This is a genomic window from Terrisphaera buseokensis (assembly GCF_047521145.2).
Taxonomy (GTDB): Bacteria; Verrucomicrobiota; Verrucomicrobiia; order Opitutales; family Opitutaceae; genus ER46.
Map to the genome: position 1 here is coordinate 5,652,258 of NZ_CM134186.1, position 16,702 is coordinate 5,668,959.

General features: G+C 66.1%; 10 protein-coding genes. 6 read left to right on the forward strand and 4 right to left on the reverse strand.

The genetic code is table 11. The annotated features are described in order from the left end of the window. The first annotated feature begins 55 nt into the window (after positions 1–55). The 4 genes from ACLJEU_RS21250 (at position 56) to ACLJEU_RS21265 (ending at position 4,866) form a co-directional block, all read left to right on the forward strand. Positions 56–1,084, forward strand: coding sequence for a substrate-binding domain-containing protein (locus ACLJEU_RS21250; protein ID WP_414663755.1), 1,029 nt, complete (start codon positions 56–58; stop codon positions 1,082–1,084). A 259-nt stretch (positions 1,085–1,343) separates the two neighbouring features. Then, entirely contained in the window at positions 1,344–1,985 is a 642-nt protein-coding gene (locus ACLJEU_RS21255) for a DUF47 domain-containing protein (RefSeq protein ID WP_414663756.1), read from the forward strand. 70 nt (positions 1,986–2,055) lie between these two features. Then, positions 2,056–3,123 (forward strand): inorganic phosphate transporter, encoded by a 1,068-nt coding sequence (locus ACLJEU_RS21260; RefSeq protein ID WP_414663757.1) that lies wholly within the window; start codon positions 2,056–2,058, stop codon positions 3,121–3,123. 102 nt (positions 3,124–3,225) lie between these two features. Further along, entirely contained in the window at positions 3,226–4,866 is a 1,641-nt protein-coding gene (locus tag ACLJEU_RS21265; RefSeq protein WP_414663758.1) for a hypothetical protein, read from the forward strand. Between the two features lie 57 nt (positions 4,867–4,923). On the opposite strand, the gene ppk1 is transcribed toward ACLJEU_RS21265, so the two are convergent. Together ppk1 and ACLJEU_RS21275 are read right to left on the reverse strand one after the other, a co-directional pair. Continuing rightward, a complete protein-coding gene (ppk1, locus tag ACLJEU_RS21270) occupies positions 4,924–7,089 on the reverse strand; it encodes a polyphosphate kinase 1 (protein WP_414663759.1) in 2,166 nt (721 codons plus the stop codon). Between the two features lie 105 nt (positions 7,090–7,194). Beyond that, entirely contained in the window at positions 7,195–8,970 is a 1,776-nt protein-coding gene (locus tag ACLJEU_RS21275) for a ClcB-like voltage-gated chloride channel protein (protein WP_414663760.1), read from the reverse strand. A gap of 314 nt (positions 8,971–9,284) precedes the next feature. Here ACLJEU_RS21275 and ACLJEU_RS21280 point away from each other — a divergent pair, with 314 nt between their 5' ends. Further along, positions 9,285–9,551, forward strand: a complete 267-nt coding sequence (locus ACLJEU_RS21280; protein ID WP_414663761.1) for a hypothetical protein — start codon at positions 9,285–9,287, stop codon at positions 9,549–9,551. Positions 9,552–9,612: 61 nt separating this feature from the next. Here the strand turns inward: ACLJEU_RS21280 and ACLJEU_RS21285 are convergent, their stop codons facing one another. After that, positions 9,613–12,294, reverse strand: coding sequence for a DEAD/DEAH box helicase (locus ACLJEU_RS21285; RefSeq protein WP_414663762.1), 2,682 nt, complete (start codon positions 12,292–12,294; stop codon positions 9,613–9,615). Between the two features lie 123 nt (positions 12,295–12,417). Then, positions 12,418–13,707: a 3-deoxy-D-manno-octulosonic acid transferase gene (locus tag ACLJEU_RS21290; protein WP_414663763.1), complete on the reverse strand. Its 1,290-nt coding sequence runs from the start codon at positions 13,705–13,707 to the stop codon at positions 12,418–12,420. A gap of 107 nt (positions 13,708–13,814) precedes the next feature. On the opposite strand from ACLJEU_RS21290, the gene ACLJEU_RS21295 reads away from it, so the two are divergent. Beyond that, a complete protein-coding gene (locus ACLJEU_RS21295) occupies positions 13,815–16,682 on the forward strand; it encodes a M16 family metallopeptidase (RefSeq protein WP_414663764.1) in 2,868 nt (955 codons plus the stop codon). Positions 16,683–16,702 lie beyond the last annotated feature (20 nt).

Consider the following 16,702-nt stretch of genomic DNA (forward strand, 5'->3'; position numbering starts at 1 on the left):
GCAGCGTGAAAATACCGTTGCACGCGGCAATCGCTTCGATTTCTAACCGTTAGAATTGAAACCCCGCAGCCCCACCCTCCGGACGCTCGCCCGACGCCTGGACCTCTCCGTCGCCACCGTATCGGAAGCGTTGCGCGATCACGCCCGCGTCGCTCCCGCCACCCGGCTCCGCGTGCAGCGCGCGGCCCGAAGCGTCGGCTATGAAGTCAATCCGCTGCTCGGTGCCGCCCTGTCCGCCGTGCGGCGGGGGCGTCATCGGGACTATCGCGGCACGCTCGCGTTGATTGATGCGGACGAGGACAACCGGGCGCTTTACCTCCCGTTTCACCGCGAGATTGCCGCGGGCGCGGCGGAGCGGGCGCGGGAGCTGGGGTTTCAAACGGAGTTGTTCTGGCTCGGGCCGGCGGAACCGGCGCTCTCGATGAAACGCATGCCCGGCGTCCTGCATGCGCGCGGCATTGCCGGGGCGGTGCTGCTCCCCTTCCATTCGACGCACGATCTCTCGGAGTTCGATTTTTCGCGGCTGGCGGCGGTACAGATGGATCACTGCCTCATTCAACCGCAGCTGCACACCATTCTGCCTGATCACTATCTCTCCATGTTGCACGCGCTCGAGCAGCTCACGCAGCGCGGCTACCGTCGGATCGGCCTGTGCATGGCCCGGCGGAAGGATGCCCGCATCAAGCGCAAGTGGAGCGCTGCGTTCCAGTCGTTCTTCAATGAAAACTCCCGCCTTCACAGCATCCCGCCGTTGATCGAGTCACAGATCACCCGCGCCGGTTTTATAACGTGGTATCGGCAACATCGCCCGGATGTGATCGTCGGTCATCAACAGATCATGGTCGACTGGCTGGCCGAGTTGGGGGTGCGCATTCCGGCTGACGCCGCGTTCTTCAACCTGAATGTCACCGAACGCACCGCGCCGTGCGCCGGCCTCGATCTCACGCCCCGCCGGCTCGGAGCGGCGGCGATCGAAACCGTCGTCGCGATGCTGCACCGCCAGGAGCGCGGCGTGCCGAAGTTTCCGCAGACCGTCACGCTCGAGGCCACGTGGGTGGACGGACCCACGCTCCGCAGCCGTTAGACCGGAGAAGGGCGGCGCGAGAACCCGAACGTAGCGGGAGCTTCCAGCTCCCGTAGTCCCCACGGGGAGCAGGATGCTCCCGCTACACCACCGACAACCAGCTGTGCGCCCCGTCGCCAAAGGTTGTTTCGACGACGAGAGACGCGACCGGGATGGCGGCAGCAGGACGTTCTGCGGGCGGCGGCGCGTGATCCTCAAGGCGGAGGCGTGTCCCAGAAAAATGTTTCGCGTTTGTAACATTCGCCGCTAACTCACGCGGATGCTCTCGCTCAAGAAGTTGCTCGGCAAAGATGACAAGTTCTTCGACCTCCTCGAAGCCGGGGCGGAAGAGGCCAAGACGAGCGTCGATCTCTTCTCCAAGTACCTGCACAAGCTCGATTCCACCTCCGCGGGCACGGTGCCGCTGGATGACTTCATCCAGACCCGCCGGAAGGAAAAGCGCATCCGGCACCAGATGACCGAGGAGCTGAGCAAGACGTTTGTGACCCCGCTCGAACGCGAGGACATCGAGGCGCTGTCGTTCGCGCTGTACCGGATTCCGAAGCAGGTGGAGAAGATCGTGGAGCGGCTGTCGATTTATCCCGGACGCGTGCCGACGACGGCGTTTCAACGCCAGTCCGATCTCATGCTGCAGGCCGCCGAGGCCGTGGTGTTCATGGTGAAACAACTGCGCGGCGGCACCAATCTGGAGAAGATTCAGGGCGCGAACGATCGGCTGCAATACGCCGAGGGCGAGGCCGACAAGGTCATGCTCGCGCTGTTGAAGGAGCTCTATCACGGACCGTATGAGGCCAAGGAACTGGTCATTCTGCAGGAGCTGTATGAGATGGTCGAACAGGCCGTCGATCGCTGCCGCAACGCCGGCAACATCGTGGTGCAAATTGTCCTGAAGCACTCGTGATGCTGTCACCGGGACGGGTGCGCGCGCCGTGGCCGCGCCGTCCGCCTGAGTCGATCCCCGCACCGATACCATGACCCTCTTCTTCCTGGTCCTGTTCGCCGCCCTGGTGTTCGAATACATCAACGGCTTTCACGACACCGCCAACTCGATCGCGACCGTCGTCTCCACCAAGGTGTTGACGCCACGCCAAGCCATCGTCTGGGCCGCGTTCTGGAATCTCATCGGTGCCCTCGCCGGCACCGCCGTCGCCAAGACCATCAGCGGTGGCCTCGTGTCGCCGGCCTCGGTCACCATGGTCACGGTGCTGGCGGCGCTCCTCGGCGCCATCGTCTGGAATCTGCTGACCTGGTGGCTCGGTCTGCCCTCGAGCTCGAGTCACGCCCTGATCGGCGGCCTTTGCGGTGCCGCGCTGGCGACGTCGAAGGGCAACTGGCACGTCCTGATTTGGTCGGCGCACGACAGCAAGGGTGCCTCCGCCGGGCTCTGGCCGAAGGTCGTGCTGCCGATGTTCTCGTCGCCCTTGATCGGATTCATCTGCGGCGCGCTGTTGATGTGGCTGCTGATGATCTGCCTGCGCAAGGTCACGCCCCGGATCGTCGGGCTGATTTTCGGCAAGGCCCAGCTGGCGAGCGCCGGGTTCATGGGTTACGGCCATGGCTCCAACGACGCCCAAAAAACCATGGGCATCATCACCCTCGCACTGTCGACCGGCACGGCGTCGGGTGCCTTCGTCAACCTGCCCGACTGGCTCGGCTTCCTCCGGTTGAGTTCGTCGGCAGAGATTCCGCTCTGGGTCAAAATCACCTGCGCGATCACCATGGCGGCCGGCACGGCGGCGGGCGGCTGGCGGATCATCCGCACGATGGGCCACAAGATGGTGAAGCTCCAGCCGGTGCACGGTTTCGCCGCCGAGACCACCGCGGCGCTCGTGATTCACGCCGCCTCCTCCGTCGGCGTGCCGGTGTCGACCACGCACATCATTTCCACCTCCATCATGGGCGTGGGCGCCACGAAGCGGCTAAGCGCCGTCAAATGGGGCGTCGTGGAACGCATCCTGTGGGCGTGGGTGCTGACGCTGCCCGTCACCGCTCTGCTCGGCTACGGCGTGGTGCGGCTGTTTCAGCTTTTCGGGCATTGACGGCGTCCGCCGGGGCTATCGGATCACGCGCAGGCGGTGCGCTACCTCGGTCCGGTCCGCACGTCCTGCTTTCGTCCTCATCTGCGTTTCCCCGTCGCCGTCATGTCCGCCCCCCATCTCTGTGCCCTTCGTGCCGCCCGCGCCCGCCGCATCGCGCAGCGTGTGCTCGCGAGCCTGGCCGTGACCGCGAGTGCGGCGGCGCAATCCGGCAGTGATCCGGGCTTCCCGCGCATGCCGGACGAACGCGGCAGTTTCGGCGGCGCGCAGTCGGTGCGGTATGCGGAGCGGCTGCCGGTGTTTTTCCCGCCCAGCCCGCCGCCGATGGGCCGGCCGGTGGTGCCCAACGCCGCCGCGGGTGTCCGTTTTCCCGCGCCCCCTGAACTCGCCCAGTACGTCACGGAATTCTTCTACCCGGCGCTGGGCACCCGGCTCGCCACCGGCACGCTCAACGAGAAGCTCCGCCAGCAGCTCAACGCCTATCGCGCGGACAAACTTGCGCTGCAGAACGAACTCGTGGCGGAAGTGGATCGCCTGCGCGGCGCCGAATCCGTGGCGCGCAGCGAGGCGCTGGCGGCGCTGGCCCGCCGGCAGGCGCCGAAGATCGCGGAGCTCGAGCAGCACGCCGAACAACTCCGCCGCGATCTGATTACCTCCGACCAGAACTGGAGCGCGCTCCGGCAGTGGCATCTCAGCGACAAGCAGCGGCGCGGTTTCTCGCCGATCGAAATCGCGCAGGTGATGCGCGCATACGCCTTCTATCAAAACAACCTGCTGCCCGCACAACGCCGCCTGCTGCGCGAGATCTCCATCGAGCTCCTGTTCGCCGCCGAAAGCACGGCGGCCGCGACCGCGGCGCAGCCGTTCGTCTTCTTCCCGCCGGAGCCGGCGCGCGTGCTGTTTCCCGACGAACTGACCCCGGAGGTGGCCGCGCGGGTGACCAGCTACCAAACCAGGAAATCGGTGCTCAAGAAGGAACTCTATGACGCCGTCTATGAGGCCGATGGCGCTACCTTCAGTTTTCTGCGCGGCAATCCGATGAAGGCGCTCGCGGAAAAACAGGCTGGGCGGCTGAACGAACTCGAAACGCTGGCGGAGGAAATCCGCCGCGGCCTCAGCGCCGCCCCCGCGCCCCGCGTGGAACGTTCACCGCTGCCGCCCGATCTCGACGCCCGCGTCCAGCGCATGATTGCCGCTTATCTCGCGGCGCAACGCGACGCCGCGAAGAAAATCGACGCCATTCTGCTGCAGGCGAAAAATCTCCCGCTGCAGGCCACCTATCGTTTCGAAGGGGAGAATCTGCGCTTCCTCGTCGTGCCACTGCGCAGCGGCCGTGGCGGGCCCGGCGGCGGCGCGGGGCGCGGTGGTCCGGGGGGCGCTGGTGCCGGAGGCGGCGCGACGGATCCGCGCGTCGACGCCGTGCGGGCGGAAATCTCCGCGGTGGCCGACGACTACGGCCGCCGGCTCGCGGACATGTTGAACGAGCGCGAGTCGATCCGTCTGGCCATCAGCGAGGCGATGGGGACGGCCAAGGGCGGCGAAGGTGATCGCGCGCTGATTGCGGCGATGCGCATCGCCAACCAGAAGGAAGCCGCGCAGGCGTTCAGCGATTATCGCACCGCGGTGTTCGAGCCGGGTTTTTCGCCGGAGCAACGCCGGCTGCTGTTCGATCGCGTGGTGGAACGCCTGGAGTTGCCGCTGCCCCGCGCGGAACTGCAGCCGACCGTGCTCGCCGACACCTGGTAGCAACCAGGGGGCCAAGGCCCGTGGCTGCGCTTCAAGCTCATCTGCTCCGGCGTCGCGTTACGATGTCGCCATCAGGGGCGTCGATGCGGGGGGCGTCGCACGCGCGGTCGCGGCGGCCATGAAATATTTCTGCGCACGGAACGGCTCCTCGCCCGCGGCACGGACGATCGGCGCGTAGGTGCCGTCCGGCTGGAGTTCGCGCGCATCCTCGTTGTCGCGCAGCTCCATCGGCAGCAGATCCTCGCCAACGCGCCGGCGCAGCTCCGGATCCTCGATCGGAAACAGCGCCTCGACGCGGCGGAAGAAATTGCGCGGCATCCAGTCGGCACTGCCCGCATACATCACCGGCTGGCCGGCGTTCTCATAGTAGAACACGCGGGCGTGCTCGAGGAAGCGACCGACGATGTTACGCAGCCGGATGTTCTCGCTGAGACCTTTCACGCCCGGCCGCAGGCAGCACGTGGCGCGGACAATCAGATCGATTTTCACGCCGGCCTTCGACGCCGCGTAAAGATTCTCGATCGTCACCGGGTCGACGAGCTTGTTCATCTTCGCGATGATGCGGGCTGGCTTGCCGGCGGCGGCGTTGGCCGTCTCGGCGGCGATGAGTTCCTGCGTGCGCGCGTGCAGGTTGAACGGCGCGACCAGCAGATGCCGGAACTCGGGCGTGCGGCCGAGGCCGGTCAGGGTGTTGAACAGCTGCGCCACCTCGCCGGCGAGCGTCTCGCGGCAGGTCAGCAGGCTGAGATCGGTGTAGAGCCGCGCGGTCTTCGGGTTGTAGTTGCCCGTGCCGAGGTGCACGTACTGCCGCAGGGCCGTGCCTTCGCGGCGCACGACGAGGCAGCACTTGCAGTGGGTCTTGTGGCCGACGAAGCCGTACACGACGTGCACGCCCGCCTCCTCGAGCTCGCGCGCCCACTTGATGTTGTTCGCCTCGTCGAAGCGCGCCATCAGCTCGACCAGCGCCGTGACCTGCTTGCCGGCGAGCGACGCATCGATCAGCGCGCGCACGATCGGCGAGTCTCCACTGGTCCGATACAGCGTCTGCTTGATCGCGAGCACGTCGGGATCGGTCGCCGCCTGCTCCACGAACTCCACCACCGGGGTGAAGGATTCGTACGGGTGATGCAGCAGCAGATCGCGCTCGCGGATCCGATCGAACATCTTCTTCTGGCTCGAAAGCGCCGTGGGATCGGCCGGGACGAAGGGCGGATACTTCAGCTCCGGCCGCTCGATCATCTCGTACAGGCTCATCAGCCGGAGAAAATTCAGCGGCCGCGGCAGGCGGAAGGTGTGGTCGGGTGACAACGCCAGGTGACCGCACAGCATCGTGAACATCTCGGCGTCGACGCCCTCCTCGATCTCGAGCCGCACCGCCGCGCCGCGCCGCAGATTGCGCAGCTCCTCCTCGATCTTCTTCAGCAGGTTCTCGGCCTCCTCCTCGTCGATGTAGAGATCGCTGTTGCGCGTCACCCGGAACGAGTGCGCATCCTTGAGCGTGTAGCCCGGGAAAAGCTGCCCGGCGCACAGCTTGATGATCTCGCTGAGAAACATGTGCCGCAGCGGACCTTCGCTGCCGGGCACGATCTGCACGATCCGCGGCAGGCTGCGCGGCACCGGCAGGATCACCATCAGCTTCTCCTGCTGGGCGGTGTCGGGATTGTCCAGCGACACCAGGACGTTGAGGGTCTTGTTCGCGATCAGCGGAAACGGATGCGATTGATCGACCGCAAGCGGCGTCAGCACCGGCAGCACTTGCGTCTGAAAATACGATCGCACCCACGCCTGCTCGGCCTCGTCGAGCGTGGTCGCGGTGCGAAACTGGATGCCCAGCGCGGCCAGCTGCGGCACGAGCTCCCCGTGCCAGCACGCGTACTGATCGGTGACGAGTTCCTTGACCGCCTTGTGCACCCGCCGGAGTTGCTCGCGCGGCCCGAGGCCGTCGAGGCTCAGGCCGCTCGACTCCGAGTCCGCCTGCTGCATCAGCCCGGCCACGCGGATTTCATAAAACTCGTCCAGATTGGAGCTGACGATCGCGAGAAACTTCACGCGCTCGAGCAGCGGATTCGCAGGGTTGCGCGCCTGCTCCAGCACCCGGCGGTTGAACGCCAGCCAGCTTTGCTCGCGGTTGGCGAAAATGGACGGGCCGGCCGTGGTCGGCCGGTGCGAGAACGGCGGGGACGAGGCGACGACGGAAATGCGTTTGGAGCGGGCGGCGGCCATGAGTATTGAAAAAAGGGTGACGGTCTTCGGCGCCGCACGCCAGCCGGCAGAAAGATCGTCACCGGATTGTCACCCACCCGCCCCGGTGGTTCCGCCCGTGGGGTCCTACGCCGCCGGCCGGTTCTTGCGTTTCTCCACCAACGCCAGCAGCAGGTCGCTCTTGGCCAGACTGCCGCGCAGCAGGCCGTCGCGCTCCACGACCGGCATCCGTTCGGCCACGATGCCCAGGAATCCGGCGAGCGCCTCGGTCAGGGGCTGATCGGGCGCGATCCGCGGAAAATCATCGCGCAGGATGTCGCGCGCCAGGACCAGCTCGGCCAGATCCGGTTCACCCAGGTAGGACTTGATGTCGTGCAACGCGACCACGCCGATGAAGCGACCGGTGTCGTCGACCACGTAGAGATTGTTCACGCGTTCGCTGAGGAACATCCGCGCGATTTCGGCGAACCGCGCCGTCGGCAGGATCACCGGCGGATTCGCGCGCATCAAATCGGCCACGCGGCCCTCGCCCAGACCGGGATCGGGCACGGCGGCGGATTTGCGTTTCAAGGCCTCGCTGTAGAGCGATGTGCCCGCGATGCTCTTCGAAGTGTAATACGCAATCACGCTGCACAGCAGGAGCGGCAGGATGATGTCGTAGCTCATGGTCATCTCGAACAGCAGAATCACCGCCATGACCGGCGCGTGGCTGGCCGCGGACAGGAACGCGCCCATGCCCACCAGCGCAAACGTGCGCGGATCCTGGGCGCCGATCGGCCAGACTTCATGCACCGCGGTGCCGAACAACAGGCCCGCGCCGGCACCCATGAACAGCGACGGCGTGAACACCCCGCCGGGCGCGCCGGAGCCGAACGATGACATCGTCGCGAGCCACTTGCAGGCGAAGATGCCGATGACCGTCACCCACATCATTTTTCCCGTGAGGATCGCGACCACGACCGAATAGCCGTTGCCACAGACCTCCGGGACGTTGATCGCGATCGCACCCACGCCGAGTCCACCCAGCGCCAGCCGCAGGATGATCGGCAGTCGCAGTGAAACGAAGAACGTCTCCGCCTGCCGCAGCGAACGCAGGAAGATCGGCGCGAGCACGCCGGTGACAAAACCGAGCAGGACGTACGGACCCATCTCCCACACCGACGCCTCGCCGAACGGCGGCATCTTGTAGAGCACGTGCGCCGCGGTGAGCAGGTGAATCGTGAGCGTCGCCGCGACGGCCGAGACGACGAGCGGCCCGAGGCTCTCCATCGCGATCGTCCCGAGAATGATCTCGGCCACGAAGAACGAGCCGGCGATCGGAGCGTTGTAGGCGGAGGCAATGCCGGCGGCCGCACCGCAGGCGACGAGCAGACGCTGCTGCGGCGGGGTGAACCGGCGCCACCGTCCGATGCGCGACGCCACCATCGCGGCCATCTGCACCAGCGGACCTTCACGACCGATCGATCCACCGGAGCCGATCGAGAACACGGCGGCGATCGATTTCACCAGACTCGCACGCGTGGGCACATAGCCGTTGCCGATCACGATCGCCTCCATGTAATCGGTCGAACTCTGCGCGCGCGTCAGCCGCTGTCCGAACATCAGGATCCCGCCCGCCGCCGCGCCGCCCAGCGTCGGCACGAGCAGGCAGCCCCACCACGGGAGATTCGCCATCGATTCGACGACACCGAGGCTCGAGTCGCCGAACCATTCGTGCACGCGCTCCGTCAGCGTGGTGAACACAATCGAGGACAACGCGCCGAGGACGCCCGCCACCGCGGCCCACATCAACGTCACCTGCCACTCGCTGGGTTGCAGCCGCTCCTGGATCCAGACGCGCCACCGCAGCAGGAAAAGCAGCCGGCGCAACAGGACGCCTGCGGGATCGGTGACAGCTTTCATCGACCGGTTGCCCCGGTCCGCCTCGCAGGCGGCACGGCAACGGGCTCCGCGGTGATTTCAAGCGACGCAATCAAGGCAACGGCAAACTAGGTGCGCTCTGACGGGAAACAAGCCCGGCCGGAAAAATAGTGGCACGACCGGCGGTGGTGTGTTCCAACGGCCATCGTTCCGGTCAAGCTTGGGACCGCAACCGCCCTCGGTCGCACTTGGCCGGAAGCGACCGGGGGCGGTCGCGGTCCCAGTAAGCACGGTCGTTTCAATCGGCGCCGGCACGGTGCTTGCGCCCGGCCGGAAAGTTTTCACGCTGCGTGCGCATGAGCGCGAAACCCGCCAAGAAGAGCGCGAGCCCCAGTTCGCCCCCAGCGTCCACCGCGCCGGTACGCGATGGCGCCGCATCAGCGAGCGCCGCGACGGGAACGAGTGACGTGTCCTGGATCGATTCCGCCGATCCGCGCAAACGGATGTGGGGAAAAATCATTCTTGCCGCGGTCTGGATCTACGTCGCCGCCCTCTGGCTGCTCGCGCTCGATCAGACGTTCCACTGGGGCATCTTCGGCCCGAAGGTGCCGCCGCTGCCGTAAGGCGCACGAACTGCGCGGTGCGAGCGAACGGATGCAGGCCGGAGACCTGCGCTCCCGGGGATCAATCGATCGTATACGGCTCCTGGATCTCTTCCGCCTCCGTGGGAGCCGTGAGCGTCACCAGACTGCGCAGCGACGTGAAGTGCTGGCTGAGATCGAAGTCACCACCGAGACCGCCGATGAGTTTGTCGAAGAGATCCTTCTTCGACGCCTTCAGCGCCTGGATGCGTTCCTCGATCGTGCCCGCCGTGACCATGCGGTAGACGAATACGGTATTCGTCTGGCCGATGCGGTGCACGCGATCGACGGCCTGCGCCTCGACAGCCGGGTTCCACCACGGATCAAGCAGGAAGACGTAGTCCGCGGCGTGCAGCGTGATGCCGGTGCCGGCGGCCTTGAGCGACACCAGCATCGCGGCGGCACCGGAGGCGTTCTGAAACGACTGCACCGGCTTCTGCCGGTCGAGCGTCATGCCGGTGAGTTCGAAGCGCGCCAGATCCGGGAAGTGTTTCGTCAGCGCCTCGCGCACGCGGTCCAGCAGCATCACGAACTGGGAGAAGATGACGACCTTGTGGCCGCTGCCAACGATCTCGGTCAGTTTCTCCACCAGCAGGTTGATCTTGCCGGAATCGCTCAACGGGGCCTTGAGCCACGGCAGCATGTCCGGGTCGCAGCAGGTCTGCCGCAGGCGCGTCAGCAGCGCGAGGAAGCCGAAGGATTTTTCGCGCATCGCCGCGCCGACATCGTCGCCGAGGCGCTCGAGGCCTTCCGAGCAGATGCGCGCGTACTCCGCCCGCTGCACGTCCGTGAGCGGACAGATGAGATCCATCTCGAGCTTCGGCGGCAGTTCCGTCGCCACTTCCTTTTTGGTGCGGCGGAGAATGAACGGCGCGAGCTGCGCGCGCAGGCGGGTGAGGGTGCCGTCGCGATCCGCATTGAGCGCGGACTCGAACGACGTGCGCGAGCCGAGCAGGCCGGGCAGCAGGAACCGGAAGATGCTCCAGAGATCGAGCTGGCGGTTTTCGAGCGGCGTGCCGGTGAGTACGATCCGGTGGTTCGCGCGGACGGCGAAGCACGTTTGCGTGATCTTCGCATCGGGATTCTTGATGAACTGCCCTTCGTCGAGGACAGCGTATCCGAACTCGAACTTGTCGAGCATCGCGCGGTGTTTGCGGAGCTGCGTGTAGCTCGCGAGCCAGATCACGGGCTCGGTGCTCTGCGTAAAATCATGGCCCGTCTTCAGGACCTCGACGCCAAGATTCGGGAAAAACTTCGCGACTTCCTCGCGCCACACCGGCACGACGCTGGCCGGACACACAATCAGGCTCGGTTTGCCGGCGAGCGGACGGGCGGCCAGGAGCGACAGAACCTGAAGCGTTTTGCCCAGACCCATTTCGTCGGCGAGCAGGCCGTGACAGCCCACGCCGCACAGGTGATGGAGCCATTCGACGCCGCGCCGTTGGTACGGCCGCAGCAGTTCGGGCAGCTCTGGAGGCGCCGGGGGCGTCGCGAGCACGTTGCGACGCCATTCCTCGATCTCGGGTGAGAGCGTCAGCTTGAGCCGGGCATCGCTGAAGAGCGAAAAGATCAGATACGGCGACAGCACGGTGGACTCGCCGCCCGAGAGCACCTGCGTTTCCTCCACGTTTTTCTGCCAGGCGCTGAAGCTGTCCCACTTGTCCTGCGGCAGCGCCACGATGCCGAGATTGGGCAGAATCACGGGTTGCCCGCCGCGTTTGAGCAGCGCGTGCACCTCGGTGTCGGTCAGCATCCGTTCGCCCGCACGGAAAATCCAGCGGAGGTTGAGGCCCGCGTGCTCCGACGAGCCGCCGTTGCCGGACGCCGGCGCGCGTTCCGCCACAGCTTCGATTTCGACGAGGCGCGTGCCCTTCAGGAGATTCGCCGACTTCTCATCCAGCTCGATCGTGAAGAGCTTCCGCCACGCCGGCAGCACCGTCTTCAGGAAGTTCGGAATCTCGACCAGCGACTCCATGATGTAGACGCCGGTGTCCTGATTGTAGTGAAAGTGCGCTTTGCGCGCGTAGGCCGCCAGGCCGATGAGCTTCGCGCGTTCGGACGACGACACGTGGCTGTTGCCGTTGGCGTGGGCGTCGTGGCCCAGCGCGGGATGCTTGGTCTTCTTGTCCGCATCCAGCCAGACCGCCTGAAACGTCAGGCCGGCGGTCTTGGTCTTGAAAACGAGAATCAGCGTGCGGGACGCGCTCAAAGCGCTGACCGTCGGCGTGGCCGGGGTCGACTCACGTGCGACCGGAGCGCTGCCGGCCTTCGCCAAACCACCGCCGAAGGTCGGCGTACTGCGCACCGGGCTGTGACCGTTGCCATGACTGGGCCCCGGGGGATGGCCGTTGCCGTTGCCGTTCGGCTGCCTGGGGGGATCACCGGGTAGCGGCGAAATCTCATCGGCCACCAACTCCTCGATTTCATGCAGCCCGGCCACCGCCAGCGCGTGGGCGAGTTCCTTGTCCGTCGAGGAGGATCGGACACTCAGCCGTTCGCCGCTCCATTCGATGACGGCGTATTCGTCCTTCTTTTCGACTCGCCGGTGGACGATGGCGTCCTTGTCCGTGAGCTCCAACTCGCGGACTTCGCCGTCGACATAGATCTTCCGTCCTTGGTCCAACTGACTCTCAGTAAACGCTCCGGCCCATTCGTTCTCGAGCTTGCCAAACCAAAATTCGAGCGAATGGGGAGTATAGACGCGCTTGGGTCCGTGGGACTGCATCAATCTAAAAAAGGGCGAACGTAGAAACGTGCACAGGGGGTGCAATCTCCAATTTCAGGGTTTCTTTCGGCCCACGCGCCCCGAAATTTACCCCGATCGCCGCTCCTGCCTTACTCCGATCGCTCACCGCTTCAGGCGGGAAAACTCCTCATGCAAGACCGCCAGCGTTCGCTGCACGGCACCGGCGTTTTCCTGCCGCCACTGCGCCGCAGCCTGCGCCAGCACGCTGCGCCGCGCCGGATCCCGCAGCAACTCCTCGCACGCCACCGCCAGCTCAGCCGGATCGGTGACCGTCTGCGCCGCCCCCCGCCGGACCAGATCCTCCGCAATCGCGCGGAAATTGCTCATGCCCGGCCCGAACAGAATGGGCTTGGCCATCGCGGCGGCTTCGACGGGCGTCTGGCCTTCACTCTGCGGCGGCAGGCTCTTGCCCACAAAGACAAGGTCCGCGAGCTGCGTCAGCCGCCGCAACTCGCCGGTCGTGTCTCCCACCGCCACATCAACCTCTCCCGCCGCCGCGCCCCGGGATCGAAAATGAAACGTCAGGCCGGTCGCCGCCAGCAGCGGTTCGATTTCGGTGCGGCGCTCCGCGTGGCGCGGCACCAGCAGCAGCGCGCAACGCACCCCGGCCTCTCGCACCCGCTGCAAGGCCGTCACCAGCGCCGCCTCTTCCCCCGGCCACGTCGACGAACCGAGGACCAGCAACGACGTCTCGGGCACGCCCAGTTCGCGCCGCAGCTGCGCCCGCTCGGCCGCCCTCAGCACCGGTACCTGCACGTCGAGCTTGATGTTGCCCGTCACCACGATCCGGCCCCGCGGAAAACCCAGCTCGAGGAACCGCATCTCGTCCTGCGGCGAAGCCGGCAGCAGCCGCGTCACCCCGCGCAACATCAACCGGGCCGCCGGCCCAAACGCGCGCAAGCGGGCGAAACTGCGATCCGAGAGCCGGGCGTTGACGCAGATCACGGGCACGCCGCGTCGCCGCGCCTGCTGCAAATGCTCCGGCCAGCGCTCGCCTTCCGTCAGGATGACGAGGTCGGGCCGAATCCGCCGCCACGCGCGGGCCGCGAACGGCCACCCGTCGATCGGAAAGTAACCAATCCCGATCGTGAGCGCCCGGTAGCGTTCGAGCGCCAGCTTGTATCCGGTGCTGGTGGTCGTGGTGAGATAAACCGCCACGCCGTCGCGGTGCAGCGCTTCAAGGATCGGGCCGATGGCGAGCATTTCGCCGACGCTGACGGCCTGCAGCCACACGCGAGGCTGGCCCGGTGCAGACGGCGGCAGATTCGGATGTCGGCCAAACCGATGGGCGAAATTCTCGCCGTAGCCGCCGCGTTTCCGCATGCGCAGCACATAACGCGGTGCCATGACGAGCAGCGCCGGAATGAATAGGAAGCGGTAGAGCCAGAGCATCGCGAAGCCGGAAACCTATTGGCCGGCAAAGGCGCCCGCGTCGCAAAGAAAATCAGCGGGCCGGTTTTCCTTTTGCTCCTTTTGTGACCTTTTGCGGGATTACCGCCATGCGCCGTTTCCTTCCCCTCACCCTGCTCCTCGTGTCGCTGCTCGGCCGCCTGTCAGCCGCGATTCCGTTTCCGCACGAGTCGAGCGACCTGAAGATGGATCCCGCCGCTTCCTTCGGCACGCTGCCCAACGGCCTGCGCTATGTCGTCCGCGCCAACAAGGAACCCAGGGAACGCGCCTCGCTGCGGCTCCTGATCGAGGCCGGTGCCATCCATGAGAAGGACGACCAGCAGGGCCTCGCGCACTTTCTCGAGCACATGGCGTTCAACGGCAGCAAGCACTACCCGCCCGATTCGCTCATCAAGTTTTTCCAGCGCATGGGCATGAACTTCGGCGGCGATACCAACGCCAGCACCTGGTACAACCGCACGCTTTACCTGCTCGAGCTCCCCGACACGAAGACCGAGACACTCGCGGAAGGCATGAAGGTATTTCGCGACTACGCCGACGGCCTGCTGCTCCGGATCGACGAAATCGAAAAGGAACGCGGGATCATCCTCAGCGAAAAACGCACCCGCGACTCCGTCGGCTACCGCACCAGCATCGCGACCAATAATTTCATGCTGCGCGGCACGATGTTCGCCCGCCGCGATGTGATCGGCACCGACGCCGTGCTGAAAGAGGCCGGCCGCGATCGCTTCGCCGATTTCTACGACGCCTGGTACCGGCCCGAGCTGATGTCGGTCGTCGTCGTGGGCGACATCGATCCCCAGGCGGTGATCCGCCAGCTGACCGAAGCCTTCGCCTCCACGCAGGCGCGCGGCCCCGCCCGGCCGCAACCCGACCTCGGCCAGGTCCCGGACTTCAAAGGCGTGAATCCGTTCTACCACTACGAGGCCGAGGCGCCGGACACCAACGTGACCCTCGCGACCGTCACGCCGTATCAGAAAGAGCCCGACACCGCCGCGAACCGGGTGAAACATCTCCCGCGCAGCATCGCGCACGCGATTCTCAGCCGGCGCCTCTCGATCCTCGCCAAGAAGGAAGGCGCGCCGTTCAAGAACGGCGGCGGCGGCGCGAGCGAGAGCTACAATTTCTACCGGCAGTCGATCGTGTCGCTGACCTGCCGCGCGGAACAGTGGGCCGACGCCCTCGGCGTGGCCGACCAGGAATTGCGCCGCGCGCTCGAGCACGGGTTCCAGAAACCGGAGTTGCAGGAAGTCGTGGCGAACTTCCGCAACGGCCTCGAGCAGGCCGTGAAGACGGCGTCGACCCGCCGCTCCGATGCCATCGCGGATGAAATCGCCGAGACACTGCTCGACCGTGACGTGTGGACGACCGCCGACGACGATCTCGCCCTCTACGGTCCCGCCCTCGAAAAAATCACCGTCACCGACTGCCTGGCCGCGTTGCGCGAGGCCTGGAGCCCGGCCCACCGACTGGTCATGGTCACGGGCAATGCGAAGATCGCAGGCGCTAGCCCGGCGACGGAGGCCATCACGGCCGCCTACGAAAAGTCACTCGCGGTCGCAGTCAGCGCGCCCGAGGCCATGAAGGAAGCGACGTGGGCTTACACGCAGTTCGGCAAGCCCGGCAAAGTCGCCAAGCGCGAGCACGTGGCCGATCTCGATGTGACGCTGCTGCAGTTTGAAAACGGCGTCCGGCTGAACCTCAAGCGGACCGAGTTTGAAGCCAACCGGATCGGCATGACCGTGCGGATCGGGAACGGCCAGCTCAGCGAGCCAAGCGACCAGCCGGGGTTGTCGTCCTTCGCCGGCCAGACCTTCATCGCGGGCGGACTTGGGCGTCACAGCGCCGACGACCTGCGCCAGATTCTCGCCGGCAAGAATGTCGGCGCCGGTTTCGGCGTCGGCAGCGATGCGTTTGTGATCAACGGCGGCACCAATCGCGACGACCTGCTCCTCCAACTCCAGCTTGTCACGGCCCGCATCACCGATCCCGGCTACCGGCCCGAGGCGGCGCGGCAGGCGCGCAAGGCGATCGAGGACCGGTATCTGAGTTTTGAACACACCACGAGCGGCCCGTTCATGCTCGAGGTGGCGCGGCTGATCGCGAATGGCGACACGCGTTTCGGCCTGCCGCCGAAGGAGCAAATGCTGCAGCGCAATCTCGCGGAGGTGAAGGCGTGGCTGACGCCGGAGCTCACGCGCGGCCCGATCGAGATTTCCATCGTCGGTGATTTCGATCCCGACGCCACCATCGCCGCCGTGGCGCAGACGCTCGGCGCGCTGCCGGCGCGCGAGAGCAAGGCCCTGACCGCCGAGTCACGGCCGGTGGCGTTTCCCACGACGCCGTTCACCCGCGATTTCGCCATCGACACCGAAATCCCCAAGGGCGTGATTTCACTGTATTGGCCGACCACGGACGGACGTGACGTCCGCCGCGCCCGCCGGCTAAACATGCTCGGCGAGGTGTTCAGCGACCGCCTGCGCATCAAGGTGCGCGAGGAGCTCGGCGACGCCTACAATCCGGGCGTCGGCAGCTCCAGCAGCGATCTCTTCGCCGGCTACGGTTACATCCAGTCCAGCGTGACGATTGATCCGCCGCGCGCGAAACAGGTGTCCGACATCATCGTGCAGATCGCCGCCGATCTGGCGGAAAAAGGCGTGACCGACGAAGAGCTCGATCGGGCGAAGAAGCCCGTGCTCACGAGCCTGCGCGAGTCGGCGCGCAGCAATCAATACTGGCTCGGCAGCGTGCTGGCGCGCGCCCAGAGCCGGCCGGAAGTGCTCGAGTGGTGTCGGTCCCGCTACGCCGACAACGAAGCCATCTCGAGCGCCGAGCTGAGCGAGCTCGCGAAGACCTATCTCGGCGCCGCCCGCGCGAGCCGCGTCACCGTCGTGCCCGCTGGGAAGTCAGCCGCCGCGAGCGCGGGAGCCGCCGTCGAAGCTGCGCCGAAAAAGTGATGCGCGAGCCGTGGCGATGA

Coding starts and splice junctions, on each gene's coding strand:
- ACLJEU_RS21255 (WP_414663756.1), top strand. CDS start 1,344: ATGCTCTCGCTCAAGAAGTTGCTCGGCAAAGATGACAAGTTCTTCGAC.
- ACLJEU_RS21260 (WP_414663757.1), top strand. CDS start 2,056: ATGACCCTCTTCTTCCTGGTCCTGTTCGCCGCCCTGGTGTTCGAATAC.
- ACLJEU_RS21265 (WP_414663758.1), top strand. CDS start 3,226: ATGTCCGCCCCCCATCTCTGTGCCCTTCGTGCCGCCCGCGCCCGCCGC.
- ppk1 (WP_414663759.1), bottom strand. CDS start 7,089: ATGGCCGCCGCCCGCTCCAAACGCATTTCCGTCGTCGCCTCGTCCCCG.
- ACLJEU_RS21275 (WP_414663760.1), bottom strand. CDS start 8,970: ATGAAAGCTGTCACCGATCCCGCAGGCGTCCTGTTGCGCCGGCTGCTT.
- ACLJEU_RS21280 (WP_414663761.1), top strand. CDS start 9,285: ATGAGCGCGAAACCCGCCAAGAAGAGCGCGAGCCCCAGTTCGCCCCCA.
- ACLJEU_RS21285 (WP_414663762.1), bottom strand. CDS start 12,294: ATGCAGTCCCACGGACCCAAGCGCGTCTATACTCCCCATTCGCTCGAA.
- ACLJEU_RS21290 (WP_414663763.1), bottom strand. CDS start 13,707: ATGCTCTGGCTCTACCGCTTCCTATTCATTCCGGCGCTGCTCGTCATG.
- ACLJEU_RS21295 (WP_414663764.1), top strand. CDS start 13,815: ATGCGCCGTTTCCTTCCCCTCACCCTGCTCCTCGTGTCGCTGCTCGGC.